Origin of the sequence: Anaerococcus kampingae (assembly GCF_046365475.1) — a bacterium.
GTDB lineage: Bacteria > Bacillota > Clostridia > Tissierellales > Peptoniphilaceae > Anaerococcus > Anaerococcus kampingae.
This window is the reverse complement of the sequence record NZ_JBGMEF010000017.1, coordinates 1-18,850: the sequence shown is the minus strand read 5'-3', so window position 1 is coordinate 18,850 and position 18,850 is coordinate 1. Positions and strand designations below refer to the sequence as shown.

The 18,850-nt window shown below is 35.7% G+C and carries 21 protein-coding genes; 18 read left to right on the top strand and 3 right to left on the bottom strand.

Annotated elements, in window-relative coordinates:
* The first annotated feature begins 143 nt into the window (after window positions 1-143).
* The gene (locus ACCQ42_RS03535; protein ID WP_410035402.1) at window positions 144-1,430 is read left to right on the top strand and encodes a dicarboxylate/amino acid:cation symporter; all 1,287 of its coding nucleotides are present in this window, start codon (window positions 144-146) and stop codon (window positions 1,428-1,430) included.
* A gap of 52 nt (window positions 1,431-1,482) precedes the next feature.
* Here ACCQ42_RS03535 and ACCQ42_RS03530 read toward each other — a convergent pair whose 3' ends face one another.
* Window positions 1,483-1,836: a DeoR/GlpR family DNA-binding transcription regulator gene (locus ACCQ42_RS03530; protein ID WP_410035401.1), complete on the bottom strand. Its 354-nt coding sequence runs from the start codon at window positions 1,834-1,836 to the stop codon at window positions 1,483-1,485.
* On the opposite strand from ACCQ42_RS03530, the gene ACCQ42_RS03525 reads away from it, so the two are divergent.
* From ACCQ42_RS03525 to ACCQ42_RS03475, 11 genes are all read left to right on the top strand, one after another.
* Window positions 1,745-1,966, top strand: a complete 222-nt coding sequence (locus tag ACCQ42_RS03525) for a hypothetical protein (RefSeq protein ID WP_410035439.1) — start codon at window positions 1,745-1,747, stop codon at window positions 1,964-1,966. The two genes, ACCQ42_RS03530 and ACCQ42_RS03525, sit on opposite strands and share 92 nt — an antisense overlap.
* Before the next feature lie 3 nt (window positions 1,967-1,969).
* Complete coding sequence (locus ACCQ42_RS03520) at window positions 1,970-2,380, top strand: transposase (protein WP_410035437.1); 411 nt, start codon at window positions 1,970-1,972, stop codon at window positions 2,378-2,380.
* 434 nt (window positions 2,381-2,814) lie between these two features.
* A complete protein-coding gene (srlA, locus tag ACCQ42_RS03515; RefSeq protein WP_410035400.1) occupies window positions 2,815-3,372 on the top strand; it encodes a PTS glucitol/sorbitol transporter subunit IIC in 558 nt (185 codons plus the stop codon).
* Window positions 3,365-4,378 carry a PTS glucitol/sorbitol transporter subunit IIB gene (gene srlE, locus ACCQ42_RS03510; protein ID WP_410035399.1) on the top strand — a complete coding sequence of 338 codons (1,014 nt, stop codon included), beginning with the start codon at window positions 3,365-3,367 and terminating at the stop codon, window positions 4,376-4,378. Before srlA ends, srlE begins: the two co-directional genes overlap by 8 nt.
* A gap of 10 nt (window positions 4,379-4,388) precedes the next feature.
* On the top strand, window positions 4,389-5,438 hold the full coding sequence (locus ACCQ42_RS03505) for a zinc-dependent alcohol dehydrogenase (RefSeq protein ID WP_410035398.1): 1,050 nt from the start codon (window positions 4,389-4,391) through the stop codon (window positions 5,436-5,438).
* Window positions 5,439-5,440: 2 nt separating this feature from the next.
* The gene (locus ACCQ42_RS03500; RefSeq protein WP_410035397.1) at window positions 5,441-6,439 is read left to right on the top strand and encodes a 2-hydroxyacid dehydrogenase; all 999 of its coding nucleotides are present in this window, start codon (window positions 5,441-5,443) and stop codon (window positions 6,437-6,439) included.
* On the top strand, window positions 6,432-6,800 hold the full coding sequence (locus ACCQ42_RS03495) for a transcriptional regulator GutM (RefSeq protein ID WP_410035396.1): 369 nt from the start codon (window positions 6,432-6,434) through the stop codon (window positions 6,798-6,800). The genes ACCQ42_RS03500 and ACCQ42_RS03495 overlap by 8 nt, the downstream gene beginning before the upstream one ends.
* A 168-nt stretch (window positions 6,801-6,968) precedes the next feature.
* Entirely contained in the window at window positions 6,969-8,216 is a 1,248-nt protein-coding gene (locus ACCQ42_RS03490; protein WP_410035395.1) for an NAD(P)H-dependent oxidoreductase, read from the top strand.
* Between the two features lie 95 nt (window positions 8,217-8,311).
* Window positions 8,312-9,151 carry a class II fructose-bisphosphate aldolase gene (locus tag ACCQ42_RS03485; protein ID WP_410035394.1) on the top strand — a complete coding sequence of 280 codons (840 nt, stop codon included), beginning with the start codon at window positions 8,312-8,314 and terminating at the stop codon, window positions 9,149-9,151.
* Between the two features lie 9 nt (window positions 9,152-9,160).
* Window positions 9,161-9,865: a triose-phosphate isomerase gene (locus ACCQ42_RS03480; RefSeq protein WP_410035393.1), complete on the top strand. Its 705-nt coding sequence runs from the start codon at window positions 9,161-9,163 to the stop codon at window positions 9,863-9,865.
* Window positions 9,865-10,380, top strand: coding sequence for a YjbQ family protein (locus ACCQ42_RS03475; protein ID WP_410035392.1), 516 nt, complete (start codon window positions 9,865-9,867; stop codon window positions 10,378-10,380). The genes ACCQ42_RS03480 and ACCQ42_RS03475 overlap by 1 nt, the downstream gene beginning before the upstream one ends.
* 189 nt (window positions 10,381-10,569) lie before the next feature.
* Here ACCQ42_RS03475 and ACCQ42_RS03470 read toward each other — a convergent pair whose 3' ends face one another.
* Window positions 10,570-11,496, bottom strand: coding sequence for a sugar-binding transcriptional regulator (locus ACCQ42_RS03470; protein WP_410035391.1), 927 nt, complete (start codon window positions 11,494-11,496; stop codon window positions 10,570-10,572).
* Window positions 11,497-11,630: 134 nt separating this feature from the next.
* Between ACCQ42_RS03470 and ACCQ42_RS03465 the strand changes: the two genes are divergently transcribed.
* The 6 genes from ACCQ42_RS03465 to ACCQ42_RS03440 all read left to right on the top strand — a co-directional run bounded on the left by ACCQ42_RS03465 (window position 11,631) and on the right by ACCQ42_RS03440 (window position 18,669).
* Complete coding sequence (locus ACCQ42_RS03465) at window positions 11,631-11,984, top strand: PTS glucitol/sorbitol transporter subunit IIA (RefSeq protein ID WP_410035390.1); 354 nt, start codon at window positions 11,631-11,633, stop codon at window positions 11,982-11,984.
* Between the two features lie 33 nt (window positions 11,985-12,017).
* On the top strand, window positions 12,018-12,671 hold the full coding sequence (fsa, locus tag ACCQ42_RS03460; RefSeq protein WP_410035389.1) for a fructose-6-phosphate aldolase: 654 nt from the start codon (window positions 12,018-12,020) through the stop codon (window positions 12,669-12,671).
* A gap of 7 nt (window positions 12,672-12,678) precedes the next feature.
* A complete protein-coding gene (tkt, locus tag ACCQ42_RS03455; protein ID WP_410035388.1) occupies window positions 12,679-14,670 on the top strand; it encodes a transketolase in 1,992 nt (663 codons plus the stop codon).
* Between the two features lie 113 nt (window positions 14,671-14,783).
* Window positions 14,784-16,472 carry a glycoside hydrolase family 13 protein gene (locus ACCQ42_RS03450; protein WP_410035387.1) on the top strand — a complete coding sequence of 563 codons (1,689 nt, stop codon included), beginning with the start codon at window positions 14,784-14,786 and terminating at the stop codon, window positions 16,470-16,472.
* Between the two features lie 105 nt (window positions 16,473-16,577).
* Complete coding sequence (locus ACCQ42_RS03445) at window positions 16,578-17,411, top strand: formate/nitrite transporter family protein (protein ID WP_410035386.1); 834 nt, start codon at window positions 16,578-16,580, stop codon at window positions 17,409-17,411.
* A 1-nt stretch (window position 17,412) separates the two neighbouring features.
* Window positions 17,413-18,669 carry an amidohydrolase gene (locus tag ACCQ42_RS03440; RefSeq protein ID WP_410035385.1) on the top strand — a complete coding sequence of 419 codons (1,257 nt, stop codon included), beginning with the start codon at window positions 17,413-17,415 and terminating at the stop codon, window positions 18,667-18,669.
* Here ACCQ42_RS03440 and ACCQ42_RS03435 read toward each other — a convergent pair.
* Window positions 18,661-18,850 (bottom strand): hypothetical protein (locus ACCQ42_RS03435; protein WP_410035384.1); only part of this gene is annotated, 190 nt, incomplete at its 5' end. The two genes, ACCQ42_RS03440 and ACCQ42_RS03435, sit on opposite strands and share 9 nt — an antisense overlap.

Genomic DNA, 18,850 nt, shown 5'->3' with positions numbered 1-18,850 from the left:
CTTTTCTATTTATAGAAAAGGAAGAAAGGTGGAAACACGATTGCACTCGTCCTTTATTTGGGGACGGGATTTTTTTTACTCAATTTATGATGGTTTGTTGCAATAATCCTCCATTGAGAGGTGAATTTATAGAAAGGTGATATATGAAATATTTAGCAGTAGCAGTAGTCTTGGCTTTGTTTTTTGGCCTAAGTCTACTTAAAAAACGTGGATCAAAATTTTCCACGAGGGTAATTTTAGGTTCAATCCTAGGTCTAGGAGTAGGATTTATCTTTAAGGGAGAAACAGAACTTGTGGGAATCTTTGGAGAAATCTATGCCAACCTCCTCTTTGCCCTTGTAATTCCCCTACTTTTGACATCTGTTATAAAGGTGGTGGTATCAAGCGAAAATTTGGCTAAACTCAAGAGTTTAGGTCTAAAGACAGTTGGAATTTTAAGTCTTCACAATGTCCTAGGCTCTCTAATTGGTCTTGTTTTAGCCCTTGCCTTCTCCATTGGCAGTGGGGCAAATATTCCTTTACCAGAAGCGGCAGAAGCCAAGGAAGTACCAAGCTTTGCAGAAGCAGTGGTAGGATTTTTCCCAAAAAACGTTATAGATGATGCAGGAAATGGTAGGGTTATACCAATAATTGTCTTTGCTGTTTTAATCGGACTTGCAGTTTTACAATTAATAGAACATGGTAAGGAAGAAGAAACTAAGCCATTTGTAGCCTTTATCGATTCATTTTCTGAGGTAATCAATAGGCTAATCGGTTTTGTCACAGACTTTACCCCATATGCAGTCCTTTCCCTAATAGCAAGGGCTGTGGCAAGGATAGACTACACAGCTATTAAGCCTTTGGTCTTTATCCTGCTTCTAACTTATCTGGCAAGTGCGATCCACTCCTTTGTGACAACTGGAGCCCTTTTAAGCATCTTTGCCAAGGTAAACCCAGTCCACTTTTTCAAAAAGCACTTCCCAGTCCAAACCATAGCCTTCACCACCCAGTCATCAGTAGGAACAATTCCTGCCAATGTCGCAAACCTTGAAGAAGAACAAGGTGTGGCAGAAGAAATAGCATCCTTTGTAGCCCCAATTGGAGCAACCATGGGCATGCCAGGATGTGCAGGCTTTTGGCCAGTAATGACAGCAGTTCTTACAGCCAATGTCCTAGGCCTTAATTGGGGAATATCAAATTACGCAAGCCTTGTAATAGTAGCCCTTCTTGTATCCCTAGGCACAGTAGGAGTTCCAGGCACAGCCACAATCTCCACAACAGCAGTCTTTGCAGCTATGGGCCTACCAATAGAAATGGTAGTAATTCTTTCCCCAATCTCATCTTTAGCAGACATGGGTAGAACTGCTACAAATGTAACAGCAGCAGCCTCCTCAGCAGTAATTGTTGCAGCAAGTGAAGGCAAGCTTGATAGGGAAAAATATAATAAATAAGAAAAAGCTATTGCGGGAATTTTAAATCCTGCAATAGCTTTTTTAAAAATTCTTAAACAATTATTAATTGAACGGCGTGTTTTTCAAGCATTTCAATAGTTTTTCTTTCAATATTATCATCAGTAATTACTATATCAATCTTATCTATATCTCCTATTTTAAAGTTGGCTGCCTTGTAAAACTTTGAAGAGTCACATACAAGGATGTTTTTGCTAGTAGATTCATTAATCATGTACTGATTAATCTCAACCTCATCCATAAGAGAAGTTGTAAGTTTTCCGTCAGGTGTAACACCCGAAATACCTATAATTGTAATGTCAGATGCCAGATTTTTAAGGTTGTTAAGAGAAGAGTCCTTGCTATGTACTAAATTTAAAACAAGATCAAGAAAATACTCATCATACAAGGGACAAATAGATAAAGTAGCAGATAATGTTGTAAACAGACAATTTAAGGCAAGTAAACCAAATGAATTATGGCTAATAGATGTAATAGAGTTCAGAATAAAGTGTAAGGAAGAAAAACTCTATCTATAACCAATATTAGACCTATACAACAGTGAAATAATAAGCTATACCTTAAGTTATCACTCAACACTAGAATTAACAAATATAATGCTAAATAAGGCTTTACAGAAGACAAAAAATAAAACTAACCTAATGATACACTCAGACCAAGGATTCCATTATCAACATAGTTCTTGGACTAAAAAACTAGAAAAAATGAATATTAAGCAAAGTATGTCAAGAAAGGGGAATTGCTTAGATAATTCTCCTATGGAGAACTTCTTTGGAATACTAAAACAAGAAATGTTTTATGGTGAGGATTTTAAAAGTTATGACAATTTGATAAATGAGATTGAAAAATATATTAAATTGTACAATGAAGATAGGATTAAAACAAATTTAAACGGAATGTCCCCTGTTATGTACAGATTACATTTCGCTTAAGATATAATTAAATTATTCCGTGTTTACGGGTTCAGGTCATATATCCTGCATCTTATTTTGTTTTGTAAATTTAATTAATCTTTACTTGGTTAAATTTTATCACCTAATCCACAAGGTATAATAATTAATAAGAATAGATATTGAAAAATGCCAAGTATTCGTAAATTCTTTTCCTGGAGCATTACTGATTTATTTACAATATAATATTAAAGTAGAAATAGACTGATTTTAACAAAAATTTAACAAATGTAAAACAGTTGACAATTGAAAAGTATCATGCTATACTTAGTACAAGACCTAGATTATGTGTGTAGGAGGTGAGGAAAAAAGTTATAGGTTTTAGAAGGATAGAAAACGATTGTATTTACTAGGAATCGAAATTCAATATGTTGAAGTGAGCTTAATTATGTAGAAAGTATTGTTAAGGAGAAGATATGGATATTTTATCAAGATTTGCCGAGCATTTTATAGGTATATTTCAAGCTGGCGGAGAAACCTTTATGGGTTTTGTTACAGGAATAATACCTCTTATAGTATGTTTGATGACATTTGTATCAGCCATTATAAAAATGGTTGGTGAAGACAAAGTTAATTCATTTATGAAGAAGATAACTGATAATATTATTTTAAGATACTCAATATTTCCATTAGTTGCAGTATTTGTTCTTGCAAACCCAATGTGCTATTCATTTATTAGATTTGCTAGAGAAAAATATAAACCAGCTGTATATGACTCAATGGTTTCTTTTGTACACCCAATCACTGGTCTATTTCCACACGCTAATGGTGGTGAGCTTTTCGTTTATTTAGGTATAGCCGAAGGTTTTAGGAAATTGGGCATGTCTCAAGGTGGACTAGCTATTAGATATTTCATAGCCGGTTTAATTGTTATCCTAATTAGGGGTATTGTAACAGAAAAATTGACAATTTACTTAGCTAATAGACAAGGTGTTGATTTAGATGCTATCGATAATGGAGGGGAAAATGACTAATTTCAAAACTATAAAAATTGTAAAGGGTAGGGGAGGCTTTGGCGGCCCATTAGTATTAAAACCTACTGAAGAGAAAAAATATGTTATTTCCGTAACAGGTGGTGGAATCGACCCTGTAGCTCAAAAAATTGCTGATTTATCTGGTGCTATTGCAGTAGATCAGTTTAAAAATCCGGTTGATAAGAGTGAAACTTTTGTAGCTGTTATTGACTGTGGAGGTAACTCGAGAGTTGGTACATATCCAAGATTGGGTATACCAACTGTTGACATTAAAATGCAAGGCCCAGCAGGTCCGTTAGCCAAGTTTATAACTGAGGATATTTTCGTTTCAGGTGTTAAACCAACTGATATTTCAATAGTTGACGATGTCCTAGCAGATGTTGAAGAAGTGGTTGCAGAAGAAAAAGAACCTGCGAAAGAAACAAAAGCCGAAAGTCATGAGGCTCCTAGAGTAGAAAATAAGCCTGAAAAAGTTGGTGGTATAAGGGGCATCATAGATAAAGTTGGTAGGGCTGCTGGAAACTTTACAACTCTTTTCTACCAATCAGGCAGGGAGACTATTGATAACGTAATAAAAAATATTTTGCCTTTTATGGCTTTTATAGCTACTATAATAGGAATAATTAACTATACAGGAGTTGGTGATACTATCGCTAAGGCCTTGGTTCCATTATCTACAAACATAGTAGGTTTGCTAGTAATAGGTCTAATAGTTGGTCTACCTTTCCTATCACCACTTATTGCACCAGGTGCAGTTATGGCAGCTATAGTCGGTACTCTTATAGGCCAACAAATTGGTAGTGGAGCAATCCCTCCATCATTTGCCTTACCAGCACTCTTTGCTATTAATGGTCAGGTAGGTTGTGACTTTATACCAGTTGGTCTAACCCTAGGTGATGCAGACCCTAAAACTGTAACTATAGGTACACCAGCGGTTTTATTTTCAAGGTTAATCACCTCTCCAATAGGGGTTTTAGTAGGCTTCTTATTATCTTTTGGTTTGTAAAGGAGAAATTTTGGATTATAAATTTTATGCTCTCACAAAGAAGGGTGTTTTAGATCAGTTTGAAGGAAGTTTAGCGCATTTGGAAGATGATGAACTTCTTGTAAAGCAAATGGCCTGCAATATTTGCACTACTGATTATCAACAATGGCAAGGAAAAAGAGAACATCAAGGCTATCCTATGGCAGGAGGTCATGAATGTACAGGTGTGGTTGTTGATAAGGGAAGTATGGTTGGGGACTCTTTCAATGTAGGAGACCATGTCGCAGTAGTCTATGACTACTGCGGCGTATGTGATTCTTGTAAGCAGGGTTATATAACTAATTGCGAAAATATTAAACAGTTTGGTAAAAATTATTCTGAGAAGTTCTATGGGATATTTGGATTTTCTACATACTTTAAGAGAAAAGCCAAATCCTTTGTAAAAGTATCTGAAAATTTAGATTTTTCTGAAGCTGCTTTTGTAGAACCCTTGTCTTCTATAATTGCTGGTATCGATAAGTTGGATATAAGGCCGGAAGATACTGTTCTTGTTATAGGTAGTGGGACTATGGGCATATTAAATGCCTTGTATGTAAAAAGCCTTGGCTGTAAAGTTATCTTGTCTGGTACTAATGATGAGAAAAACAAAATAGCCAGGGAAATGGGATTAGGAACCTTAAATCCTAAAAAAATTGATCTGACAGAACAAATATTAAAAATAAATAGTGGAAAACTCGCTGATATCGCCATTGTCGCTGCTGGAAGCTCTAGTGCAAATAAGCAAGCCTTAGAAAATACAAAACAGTATGATGCACAAATCCTATTTTATGCAGCAGGATATCCGGCACCTGAATTAAATATAAGTTCGAATGATATACATTACAGGAGGATAAGTCTTGTTGGGGCTTATGGTTCAAAGCTTTATGACTTCAATAGGGCTGCCACTACGCTTTCTAGCGGAAAAATAGATGTTAGCAAGTTAGTTGAAGCAAGGTATAAGTTTGAAGATATAGGCAAAGCTTTTGAAAAAGCTTCGACTAAGGGTAGTTTTAGAGTATCAGTATTGTTAAATGAGGAATAATTATGAAAAAGTGTTTGATATATGCTGATTTATTTATCACAGCAGAGATGATGAAAGAGGGCTTCAAACCTCTTGAAGATTGTGGATATGAGCTTGATATCAAAAAATGGTACCACGATAGTTTAGAAGACTTACAAGATGATAATATAATCCTTGAGCATAAGGGGAGTGAAGCGGTAGATTTACCAGCAAATCTAAAAGAAAATCTTGAAGACTATGAAATTATAATAACTCAGTTTGCACCTATAGGCAAAGAAATAATCGATAAAGCTAAGAATTTGAAAATACTCGGAGTTCTTAGAGCTGGTACAGAAAATATTTGTAAAGAGTATGCAGAATCAAAAGGCATACGAGTGTTTAACACAATGGGACGTAGCAATATTTCAGTATCAGAATACACTGTAGGAATGATGATTGCAGAATCAAGAAATATATCTCGTTCTAACTATAGTTTAAAAAATGGATTTTGGAGAAAAGAATACCCAAACGGTGTATTACCATTATCTATAAGATCATCAGTAATAGGATTAATTGGATTTGGCTCAATAGGTAGACAGGTAGCAAATTTGTTAAAGTCCTTTGGATCAAAAATAATAGTATATGATAAATATTTAGACAATATTGAAGGATATGAGCAAGTCAGCAAGGATGAGCTATTAAGAAGGGCTGATATTATATCAATGCATGCTAGGCTTACTGCAGAGACAAAAAACTTATTGGACTATGAAGACTTTGATAAAATGAAAAAGTCAGCTATTGTAATAAATACAGCAAGAAGTGGTCTTATTAATGAAAAAGCCCTTGTAGATGCTTTGAAAAATAAGAAGATTTCTTCTGCGGCAGTGGATGTATATGATGTAGAACCCCTACCTAAAGACCATCCTTATATGTCCTTAGATAATATTACTATCACTAGTCATATAGCAGGATCGACTTTAGATAATTTCAAAAATTCACCAGATATTTTAGTAAAGGATATATTGAAAGAAATTAATGAATAAAATAATATTTATTTTAATAATAATATTTATTTTACAAGTATTATTAAGATGGAGACAAGTAAAATATTATAATGATAAAGTAAGAGAGATATACCATCTCCATAAGAATGGTTATATGGGAATAGGGATGGATAAGGGTAGGTTTCATGGGAGAAATATAGTTGTAATCGTAGTCGGAATAGATTCTCGTATAAAGGAAGCAGAAATCTTATCTGGAATAAGCGTTTTTGCAAAGTTTAGAACAATGAAAGATCTTCTTGGAGCAGACATAAATATGATTGAAGGTAAGAAATCATATAGGCAATATAGCAAATCTATCAATAACGCCATAGATCAAATCAGAAGAGAAAAGAATAAGTGAATTTATCATTATACTAAATCTCTGTATCTATAAGCCCGATTTCCTTGTAAGTTAGGAGAAAGGGCTTTTAAAATCTGAAATAATTTTACATTAGCAAAAACATTTGACAATTGTAAAAATATGGGTTATAATCTAATTAGAAAGTTGATAAACAAATAGGAGGAAATTATGACAGTTTATGATCAATTAAGACAAAGGGAAGCTGAAGGAAATCCTATAAAAGTAGGAGTTATCGGGGCTGGTCAAATGGGAAGAGGAATGGTTGCACAAATTTCGACAATTCCTGGAATGATAGTTACAGCTATCAGTGATTTGAATATCGATGCTGCAAATAAGGCAAAAGAGGCCTTCAATAAGGCAGCTGCTAAGAAAGTAGACATCCTAACAAGTCAAGATTTCAAAGATGTAGTTAATTGTGATGATGTTGAAATCGTTGTTGAAGCAACGGGAGTCCCTGAAGTAGGAGCAAAGGTATGTTTGGAATGCCTTCTAGCTCACAAAAATATTGTTTTATTAAATGTAGAAATAGATATAACAATTGGATCAATAATGCATAAACTATTTAAATCTGCAGGACTAGTATATACTGGATCAGAAGGTGACGAACCAGCTGAGACTGTTAAACTATACGAGTTTGCTAAATCAATGGGAATGGAAGTTCTTGTAGCTGGAAAAGGAAAGAATAATAAACTAAAGGTTCACGCTAATCCAGATACAGCAAGAGAAGAAGCTGAAGGTAAAAATATGAACCCTCATATGCTCGCTGCTTTTCAAGATGGAACAAAAACAATGGCTGAGATGAACTTATTATCAAATGCGATTGGATTTAAGCCAGATGTTGCAGGTATGCATGGTATTGCAGGAGACCTAGACAGCACAGTTGAGCAATTAAAGACAAAAGAAGAGGGCGGAGTTCTTAATAATTATGAATGTGTTGAATATGTTGATGGTCTAGCACCTGGTGTATTTGTAATAGTTAAGGGCCAAAATGATGGTGTTAAGGAAGAGCTTAACTATTTGATGAAAAAAGGTGATAGAGATAGACATATCCTATACAGACCATTCCACTTAGCATCACTTGAAACACCTATTACAGTTGCTAAGGCAGCTATGAATAAGGACCACTCAATTGTTCCTCTAGGAGCTCCAGTTTCAGATACCGTTGCCTTTACTAAGAAAGCAATCAAAAAAGGTGAGAGAATAGATGGTATTGGTGGTTATTGTGTTAGGGGTCTTCTAGAAACACATGAAGCATGTTTAGAAGGTAAACACATTCCTATCGGTCTAATAGCAGGCAACACTATAGCCAAGGAAGATATACCAGCAGATTCTTATTTAACTTATGATAATACAGAAGTTGATACAAGCACAACTGTATACAAATTAAGAAAATTGCAAGACGAATTTATTGGATAATAAGGTTTTATATCTAAATAAAGTTCAATATTATAAAAGGTCATAGCTTTTCTATTTTAAAAGTCTATGGCCTTTTAAAAAATAAAGGAAAGATTATGATTTTTAACTCAAAAGAAATACTGCTAAAAGCGAAGGAACAAAAATTTGCTGTACCAGCAACTAATTTTATAGATTTAAATTCTGCTAGAGTATATGTTAAGACTGCTGAAGAACAATCATTGCCATTAATTTTAGCTTATGCACAATCTCATAAGGATATATTGAGCCTAGAAGAAGCGGCAAGTATTGGAAAATATTTAGCGGAAAGTTCATCAACACCTGTGGTTTTACATCTAGATCATGGGGAAGATAAAGAAACTATCTTTAAAGCTATAGATTTAGGTTTTAGCTCAGTAATGATAGATGCTTCAAGTGAAAAGTTTGAAAAAAACATTGAAATAACAAGGGAAATTGTTGATTATGCTAGGGGAAAAAATGTAACTGTTGAAGCAGAGTTAGGCCATGTAGGAGCAAACGATACTTCAGAATCATATGAGGTTACTGATTCTATTTATACAGAAGTAGATGATGTAATTGAGTTTGTTGAAAGAACAGACGTTGATTCTCTAGCCATATCTATCGGAACAGCTCATGGTTTATATAAAGGAACTCCTAAAATTAACTTTGAACGCTTGGTTGCTATCGATAAAATAGTGGATATTCCATTAGTCTTGCATGGTGGATCTTCATCTGGAGATGAAAACTTACACAAATGTGCAGTCAGTGGTATATCAAAAATTAATATATATACCGACTTTATTACAGCAGCCTACAAAGCAATAAATAACAAAAATTTTGAAAATTATATTGAAATGAAAAATGCTGCAGACAAGGCTATGAAGGAAGTCCTCCTTCATTACTATAAAGTTTTTAATACTAAATCCATAGTATTATAAGGAGAAAAAATGAAGGAAAAAATTATAAGAAAACCGTTCTTTATATTCAACCCGAAATCATATTTGAATGGAAAAGAATTATATGAATTGACAGAAGTTGCTGAAGAACTTGCTACTAAATATAAGGACAAGGCTTCTATCTTAGTCACTGGTCCCTTTATTGATTTGGCCAATATGGTAAAACTATGCAAAAATGCTCATATATCTGCCCAACACTTAGACGAAATAGAACCAGGTAGGGGAATGGGTCATATTTCTGTAAAATCAGTCAGTGATATTGGTGTGAAGGCCGCTTTCCTAAACCATGCTGAACATCAGTTGACCTTAGCTAAATTGACAAAAGTTATAGACAAGTGCAAGGAGTACGATATTGAAACAGTCGTATGTGCTGATAGTCTAGCAGAGGCTAGATCTATTGCTGTTTTAAAACCAGATGTAATTCTCTGCGAGCCAACAGAATTAATCGGCACCGGAAAGGTAAGTGACGATAGCTATATAGAAGAAACAAATAGAGCTATAAGGGAAATAGATGACAGCATTTTGATAATGCAAGCGGCTGGAATAAGCACACCTGATGATGTTTACAGGACTATATCCTTAGGAGCTGATGGAACAGGATGCACAAGCGGAATAGTCAAGGCTGAAAATCCAAAACAAATGTTAATAGACATGGTTGATGCCCTTGTTAGAGCATATGAAAGTAGGAGTAACTGATGGCTTTTATAAAGACAATAAAATTAAAATCTAATGGTAAGAGTGCTAGTTATATCAATATAACTGAAGAGGTAAAGGAAGCGATAAAAGAAAGCGGAGTTAAGGACGGATTATGCGCAGTAATAAGCCCACACACCACTTGTTCCGTATTTTTTGAAGAATTTGCTCATGATATTGATGAAAATGGAGTTGAATCCTTACAAGAAGACTTAAACAATGCACTAAGAAAAATAATTCCAGATCATACCAGCAAAGACACCTATATTTATCCTGGCGAAGAACATTATAAGGCTGTCGAATCTTGGCCTAATGCTGCCGATTATCTACCAAATGGCGATAGGACAGCTTTATGGAACGGAGATGCTCATTTAAAGTCAACAATATTAGGGTCAAGCGAAACCTTTGCCATAGAGGACTATAAGCTATCTGTTGGGGTAACAGGCTATATTTATTTCGTAGACTTTGATACAACAAGAGCTAGGGATAGGAAATGCAAGGTAGTAATCTTAGATTAATCCTATATTAATTTAGAAAATTTATAATAAGACTTGATCCATTGTAATCGAGTATAAAAAACCTCCTGATTTTATCTATAAGACAAAATCAGGAGGTTTTTTTATACTAAAAAAATAATTTTCAGTGAGAAAAACCACTCAGGAAAAATCAGTCATGAATCACCTTAATAGCAATTTATAAAATGTTTACTAGGAAATTAAAATGTTTGCTAATTCATAGTCAATGATTAGGGTGGTAATAATATTTTTATTTATTAAGGCCTTTATAGCTTCAGATTTTTGATGACCAGTTGCAAGCACAACTACTTCAGGGATATTTTTGAGATCATATATACTTATCCCTATAAATTTTTCAGAGGCTGGGGTAATAATTTCCTCGGCATCCTTATTGAATAAAGATGTTACAATATCACCAACTGCATGATTTTTTTTGAGTATTTTTATATCTTCGTCGGACAGGTATTTCAATTTTTGGTAGGTAGATTTGTTAAGTGGATTTCCAACACCAACAATAGCTAAGTCAACTTTTTTAGCCTCATCAATGGCAGTCTTCACCATATGTGAATTTATTAACATTTCTTTTTGTTCTAAACTTTCAGCCTTAACAGGGGAATAAATAAAACTCATTCCACAAGAATATTTCCTAGACAAGGTAAAACATAAGTGGTTAGAGTGCAAAGCTTCGTCATTTAATTCTACTCCTCCCATTAATGGAGTTATGCCCTTGAAATTAGTTTTTATATAGTTAGCGCTTTTAACATACTCATAAACAGTAGACCCGAAACCAACACCTATTTTTATATTAAAATCTTTTTTGCTTTCGATATAATTGGCGCACAAAATACCTACTTCTTTTTTGCTGTAAGTAGAATCTTCTTTTGATACTAAAACATGAGGGATATTGTATTTTTTCTTTATCGCATTTGAAATGTTAATAGTATCTTTATTAATTTTCATTATAGAAATTTTAACAATTCCCTTATCCTTAGCTTCTTGGAGCAAGGCGGCAACTGTGGGTCTGGAAATATTTAGTTTTTTTGCTATATAAGTTTGAGTACAATTTTGTTCGTAAAATAATGAGGCAACCTCAATTAATAATTCTAATCTTTTTGTCATAATAATATCTATCTCTCCAAGATTATTATAGCACAAAATAAAAATAAAGAAAAGTTTACAAAAGTAAATTAGTTTACATTTGAAAAAACAAAACGTTTGCAGTACAATTGTATTATGAAATAAAAGGAGGAATTATGAAAATAAATATTGTTCAAATTGGAGAGTTTGTGCATGATTTTAAAGCTGAGAATATTTTTATCTTATTTGGAACAGGTGCACCACCAGAATTAGTTGATTTTAGTATAATCATTGATTTTGATAAAAAAGAAGATGGTCTATACTTCAGGGAAGGAAGTAAGTTTATTATCCATGGCAAAGAATATGTTGTAAAGAAGGTTGGTTCGATGGCCAACGATAATTTCCATAAATTAGGCCATGTAGCTGTATACCTAAATGATCAAGCAGAACTATTACCAGGTTCTATTATGATGTCACCAGCAGTATACCCTGATTTTAATGTAGGGGATAGCTTTGAATTAATATATTAATTTTAATAATTTGTTAATAACAAAGGAGTAAAAATGAAATTTTTCTTAGATACAGCAAATGTAGATCAAATAAAAAGAATAAACGACCTAGGCCTTTGTGATGGGGTAACAACCAATCCATCCCTAATCAACAAAGAAGGCAGAGACTTCAAAGAAGTAGTAACAGAAATAGCTTCCTTCGTAGACGGACCAATCTCAGCTGAAGTAACAAGCTATGATTATGAAAATATGGTCAAAGAAGCAAGATATATAGCCACTTGGGCAGACAATATAGTAGTAAAAATCCCAATGACAGAAGATGGCCTAAAGGCAGTAAATACCCTATCAAAAGAAGGAATCAAAACCAACTGCACCCTAATATTTTCAGTAAGCCAAGGCCTCATGGCAGCCAAGGCAGGAGCCACCTACATCTCACCATTTGTAGGAAGAATCGATGATATGGGAGAAGATGGAATAAGACTAATAAGAGAACTTAGAGAAGTCCTAGACATCTATGGCCTAGAAAGTGAAATAATAGCAGCATCAATAAGAACCAACAAACATCTAGAAGGCTCAGCCCTAGCAGGTGCTCACATAGCAACAATCCCAGGCTCAATCTTTGAAAAACTATGGTCTCACCCACTCACAGATGCAGGCATAGCAAGCTTCAAAAAAGACTGGGAAGCATTTGAAAATAGAGGAAAATAGGTAAAATATGACAGCAAACAAAGATATAAAAGCAATAGCAGCCATAAGAAGCCTATCCCTAGCCCAGATAGAAAAGGCAAACAGCGGCCACCCAGGCATCTGCATGGGAGCAGCCCCAATGATTTATTCTTTATGGAATAAATATCTGAATGTAAATCCAAAAAATCCATCATACTTCAATAGAGATAGGTTTGTCCTATCAGCAGGCCACGGCTCAGCCCTACTTTACTCAATGATCCACCTAGCAGGCTACAAGCTTCCAATGGAAGATCTTAAAAACTTTAGGCAAATAGGATCAAAGGCCCCAGGCCATCCAGAAAGACTAGACACAGAAGGAGTAGAAGTAACAACAGGCCCACTTGGTCAAGGAATAGCAAATGCTGTAGGCATGGCCCTAGCAGAAAAACACATGGCAGCTGTCTTCAACAAAGAAGATTATCCAGTAATAGACCACAAAACCTACTGCTTATGTGGGGACGGAGACCTAATGGAAGGCGTATCCTACGAGGCGATGAGCCTGGCAGGTCACTTAAAATTGTCAAAATTAGTAGTACTCTATGACTCAAATGACATCTGCCTAGATGGAAAACTAAATACATCCTTCTCAGAAAATGTAGAAGCAAGAGTCAAGGCCCAAGGCTGGAACTATATAAAAGTAGAAGATGGCGAAGATTTAGAAGCAATAGGCAAGGCCATAGAAAAAGCCAACAGCCAAGATGAAAAACCAAGCCTAATAGAAATAAAAACAATCATAGGCTATGGTTCATCAAAGCAAGGCACAAACAAGGTCCACGGGGCACCCCTAGGTGGCGACGACTTTGCCAAGGCCAAAGAATTTTATAAATGGGAAAACAAGGACTTTGAAATCCCAGAAGAAATTTATGAGACCTTCAAAGAAGGCCTAGGCCAGAGAGGCCTAGAAGCTAACAAGGCCTGGGATGATTTAATGGAAGCCTATAAAAAAGCCTATCCAGAAGCTTATCAATCTCTAATAAATGGTATAGAAAGAAAATTAGACGATAATTTCTTTGACAAGATAAGAAAATATAGGTCAGAAGATAAGGCCCTAGCATCAAGAGCATCGGGTGGAGAAATCCTCCAAGACCTAGCCAAAAATAACCAAAATATCTGGGGAGGATCAGCAGACCTCTTCTCATCAAATAAGACAGATATAGTCGGATCACCATCCTTTAAAGACGACCCAGCAGGAAGAAATGTCTGGTATGGAGTAAGAGAATTTGCCATGGCAGCTATAGGCAACGGAATCATGGCCCATGGGGGAAGCTTCCACCATGTATCAACCTTCTTCGTATTTGTAGACTATGTAAAGGCAGCCCTAAGGCTATCAGCCCTATCCAAACTACCTCTAACCTACGTCTTTACCCACGACTCAGTAGCAGTAGGCGAAGATGGACCAACCCATGAACCAATAGAACAACTGGCCATGCTAAGGTCAATACCAAATGTAATCGACCTAAGACCAGCAGATGCCAACGAGGTAAGGCTAGCTTGGAAAATAGCCCTAGAAAGTAAGGAAAGCCCAACAGTCATAGCACTATCAAGACAAAATCTAGAAAATCTAAAGGCAACAGAAAGACTAGAATCAATCGATAAGGGTGCCTACATCATAAAAGAAGCAAGCAAGGAAAATCCAGACGGAATCTTTATAGGAACAGGTTCAGAAGTAGCCCTAGCCATCAAGGCAGCAGAAGCCCTCGAAAAAGAAGGCCAAGCCATCAGAGTAATATCAATGCCATCAATGACCCTCTTTAGAAAACAAGATGCTGCTTACAAAGAAGCCCTCCTTCCAAAAGAAGTGAAAAATAGGGTATCTATTGAAATGGCTTCATCTTTTGGTTGGGCAGAATGGACCGGAGATAAGGGACTAAATATTGCCATAGATGACTTTGGAATCTCAGGCCCTGGTAACTTAGTTGCAGAAAAACTAGGCTTTAGTGTAGAAAATATTGTCGAAAAATATAAGGAAAAATATTTATAGCCCTATCAAAATGACCTTAACCCCAAAATCCGCAAGGCGGATGGAGGGGTTTTTCCTTTATAATGAAAAAATCTCATCCTAGCATATAATTATATAAATGAAAGAGAGGATTTATGAATAAAAGTGCAATTTTACATTTAAGTGAAAGCTTTATGGCCTATGCCATAGGTGAAGACGAACTAAATATAAGGTTGAGGGCTGGTAGGGAAGATGAAGTCGATGTAAGCCTGCTTTACACATACAAATTTGACTACCCGCACAGCTGGCAGGAAGCTAATATGGAGAAGACCTTTGTCGATGAGCTTTTTGCTTACTATGAGATAAATATAAAAATAAAAGATAAGAGATTTGCCTATATTTTCAAAATAGAAGAAGCTAATAAGACTTATTACCTAAGTGAATATGGACTCGAAGAGACTTATGATCTTGATAATTTTTACTTCACATCATTTCATATGCCATATATCAACGAGGCAGATATTTTTAAGCCAGTCGAATGGATGAGGGATGCTGTATTTTATCAGATTTTTGTCGAGAGATTTAATAGGGGGAATTTTGACAAAGATGATACCTATATCAATCAAAAATGGCTAGACTTGCCATCTCCAAAGTCTTTTGCAGGTGGCGACCTTAGGGGAATTACTGAAAAACTAGGCTATATTAAAGAATTGGGTATCAACTGCCTTTATCTGACTCCGATTTTTAAGTCACCGACCAACCACAAGTACGATATAATTGATTATTTTGAAATTGATCCGCATTTTGGTGATAAAAAAGACTTTAAAAAGCTTGTTAATAAGGCCCACGACCTGGGTATAAGAATTGTCCTAGATGCAGTTTTTAACCACATGTCCCACCTAAATCCTATCTTTATAGATGTGAGGGAAAAGGGAGAAAAATCTAAATATTACGATTGGTTTTATATTGATGGAGATGCGGCTGATATAGAAAAGATAAATTACCAGACCTTTGCCCATGTTTATAATATGCCCAAGCTTAGGACTTCAAATAAGGAGGTTCAAGATTATTTAATAAAGGTAGGCAAGTATTGGATTGAGGAGTTTCACATAGATGGGTGGAGACTTGATGTGTCAGATGAGGTTAGTCATGATTTTTGGAAGAGATTTCGTAAGGAAATCAAAAGTGCCAAGGCTGACGCTGTAATAATTGGTGAAAATTGGCACAACGCTGAGACTTTCCTAAGAGGTGATGAATTTGATTCTATAATGAATTATGCCTTTAGTAAAATAAGCCTTGATTATTTTACTAAAAAGATTGATGCAAAGAAAGCAAGTGATTGTTTTAATATGGTTCAGATGAGAAATAGAAATCAGGCAAACATGATGATGCTAAATCTACTTGATACCCATGATACACCTAGATTTATTACAGAAATAAATGGGTCTAGGGATAAACATTTGGCAGCGATAGCTTTAAGCGTTGTGTATATGGGAGCTAACTTAGTCTATTATGGAACAGAAATTGGCCTAGAAGGCAAGGGAGACCCAGATTGCAGGAGATCTTTCCCTTGGATTAGTCTAGAAAAAAACATATCCTATCTGGAAAAAATCAAGGAAATCCTAAATATAAAGGGCCACAGGGCCATAAGAGATGGTAAGATTAAAATTTCAAGCAAGGATGATATTTTATTAGTAGAAAGATTTGATAGTGAAAATAAGCTAAGCCTTGCTATAAATTTAGGCGATGATCTAGATTTTGACCTAGGCGATTCAAATATTCTAGCAGCTAATAAGTATGAGGATAAAAAGTTAGGAGAAAATTCCTTTGTAATTTGGGACTAAGGTAAAATTATTTTATTTTTTAAAAGATAGGCTTAGGCTTGTCTTTTTTCTTTGCCTAGAAAAGGTAAGATTAATAATTAATAAGATAAAAAATAAGGAGTATTTATGGAAAATGATCTAAGCCCTGATAAAATTTTACCAAGGGCGATTGATACTTATTGGAAAAAATCTCAAATGCCGATCAAGAAAACAATGATTTTATCCTTTTTTGCAGGCGTTTTTATAAGCCTAGCGGCAGTGGCTTCTAGCCTTGCCTCAGCCCACTTGCTTGCAAGTTCTGAGACCTTGCCTATGGGTAAATTTATCCAAGGCCTTGTCTTTACACCAGGTCTAATCTTTGTCATGGTCGCAGGCGGTGAGCTTTTTACTGGCAATTGCCTGATGGTCTTTGCTCTCTTGGACAAAAAAACCACCCTTAAGACCATGCTAAAATCATGGCTTTTAGTTTATTTGGGAAATTTTGTAGGAGCCCTTTTTATAGTGATTCTGCTCGCCCAATCTGGTCAATGGCTACTGGGAGATGGCCTTGTTGGAGCAAGGACAATTTTAATAGCCCAGGCAAAAATAGACTTATCCTTTAGTCAGGCCCTTATCCTGGGGATTTTGGCCAATTTTTTGGTATGCTTGGGTGTTTGGATGGGACTTGGAGCCAAATCTTATGGGTCAAAGGCCATAGCTGGATTTTTCCCAGTGCTAATATTTGTTCTTTCAGGTTTTGAACATAGCATTGCCAATATGTATTATATACCAGCAGGAATTATGGCTAAAAATATAGGAAGTCTTGCGGCAAAATCTGGCCTTGGTCGACAGGCTCTAGCTAGTCTTAATTTGTATAACATGGTTGTTAAAAATCTCTTGCCAGTTACACTTGGCAATATTATAGGTGGGGTCATCCTTGTTGGATTTTTGTACTTTTTAGCCTATAGGAAAGAGGCTTGATATGGAAAAAGACATAATATTAACTAGGAGATTCTACCACAAAATTCCAGAACCAGGATGGATGGAATTTAAAACTACAATCAATATCATCAAGGATTTGAAAAAACTAGGCATTAGTGATATTAAATATGGCAAGCAAATCCACAAGGAAGATTTGATTTTTGGTAGGCCAGGACCTGACAAGATTAAAGCCTATTTGGATAAGCTTGATATCAGGGCAGATTTTGACATCTCTGAAATTTTGATGGGCTATACAGGCCTTATTGCCACAATAGTTAGCCAAAAACCAGGAAAGACCTTTGCCTTTCGTTTTGATATCGATGCCATGCCAATAAGTGAAAGCAATGATAAATTTCACAAGCCTTATAGGGAGGGCTTTGCATCTGAAAACCCCAAAGCTATGCATGCCTGTGGCCACGATGGCCACCTAGCTATGGGAATATTTCTTGGCAAATGGCTTATGGAAAATAAGAAAAATTTAAGGGGTAAGTATATTTTGATTTTTCAACCAGGAGAAGAGGGCCTAAGAGGGGCCAAATCTCTTAGCCAAGCAAAAGAGCTTGACCAGGTAGATTACTTTTTTGCAGGCCATTTGGGAATGGGTCTTCCTTCAGGCAAGCTTGGAGTTGGAACTACAGGCTTTCTAGCATCTAGCAAACTTGATGTGGAATTTACCGGCCACTCTTCCCATGCAGCAGCCCTACCAGAAGAGGGGAAAAATGCCAATCTATCCGCAGCTTCTGCCCTTTTAAACCTAGAAAGTCTTGCCCAAAATTCTAAGGGAATGGCAAGGATAAATGTTGGAGTAATAAGGGGAGGAAGGGCAAGAAATTCTATATCTGATAAGGCCGTCCTTGAACTTGAAACTAGGGGAGCAAGCGGCGAAATTAATGATTTCCTTGTAAAAAGGGCCATTCAAGTAATAAAGGGTTCAGCCATCCAATACGACCTAGCCTATGAGATAAAAATTGCAGGCCAAGCCCCATCTATAGATAAGCCTGCTTATGAATTTTATGAAAAAATCGAATCCTTATTAAAATCCAAAGGCTTTGATACAATAAAAAGTCCAGATTTTAAGGCAAGTGAAGATGTTTGCTATTATATAAATAAGGTAAATGCCAATGGAGGTTCTGCCATCCACTTTATCTTTGGATCAAATCTTGCAGCAGGCCACCACAACAAGTCCTTTGATTTTGACGAACAAAGCTTAATAATGGGATTAGAAGTCTATAAGGAGCTTATTAGAAATTTAAATTAATTTTAGGGGCTTGGCCCCTAAAAACCCCTCTTTATTATCCAAGATAATATTATTATTTACTATTTTTCTTCGTAATGGCATCTCATAATGAATTATTGTCATCAAGCTGATGACTTCGCCAAAGGGGGAGAGCCAAGGGAACGTTCCGCATGTTATGGTACCCCCAAAAAGTTGTAGCTCA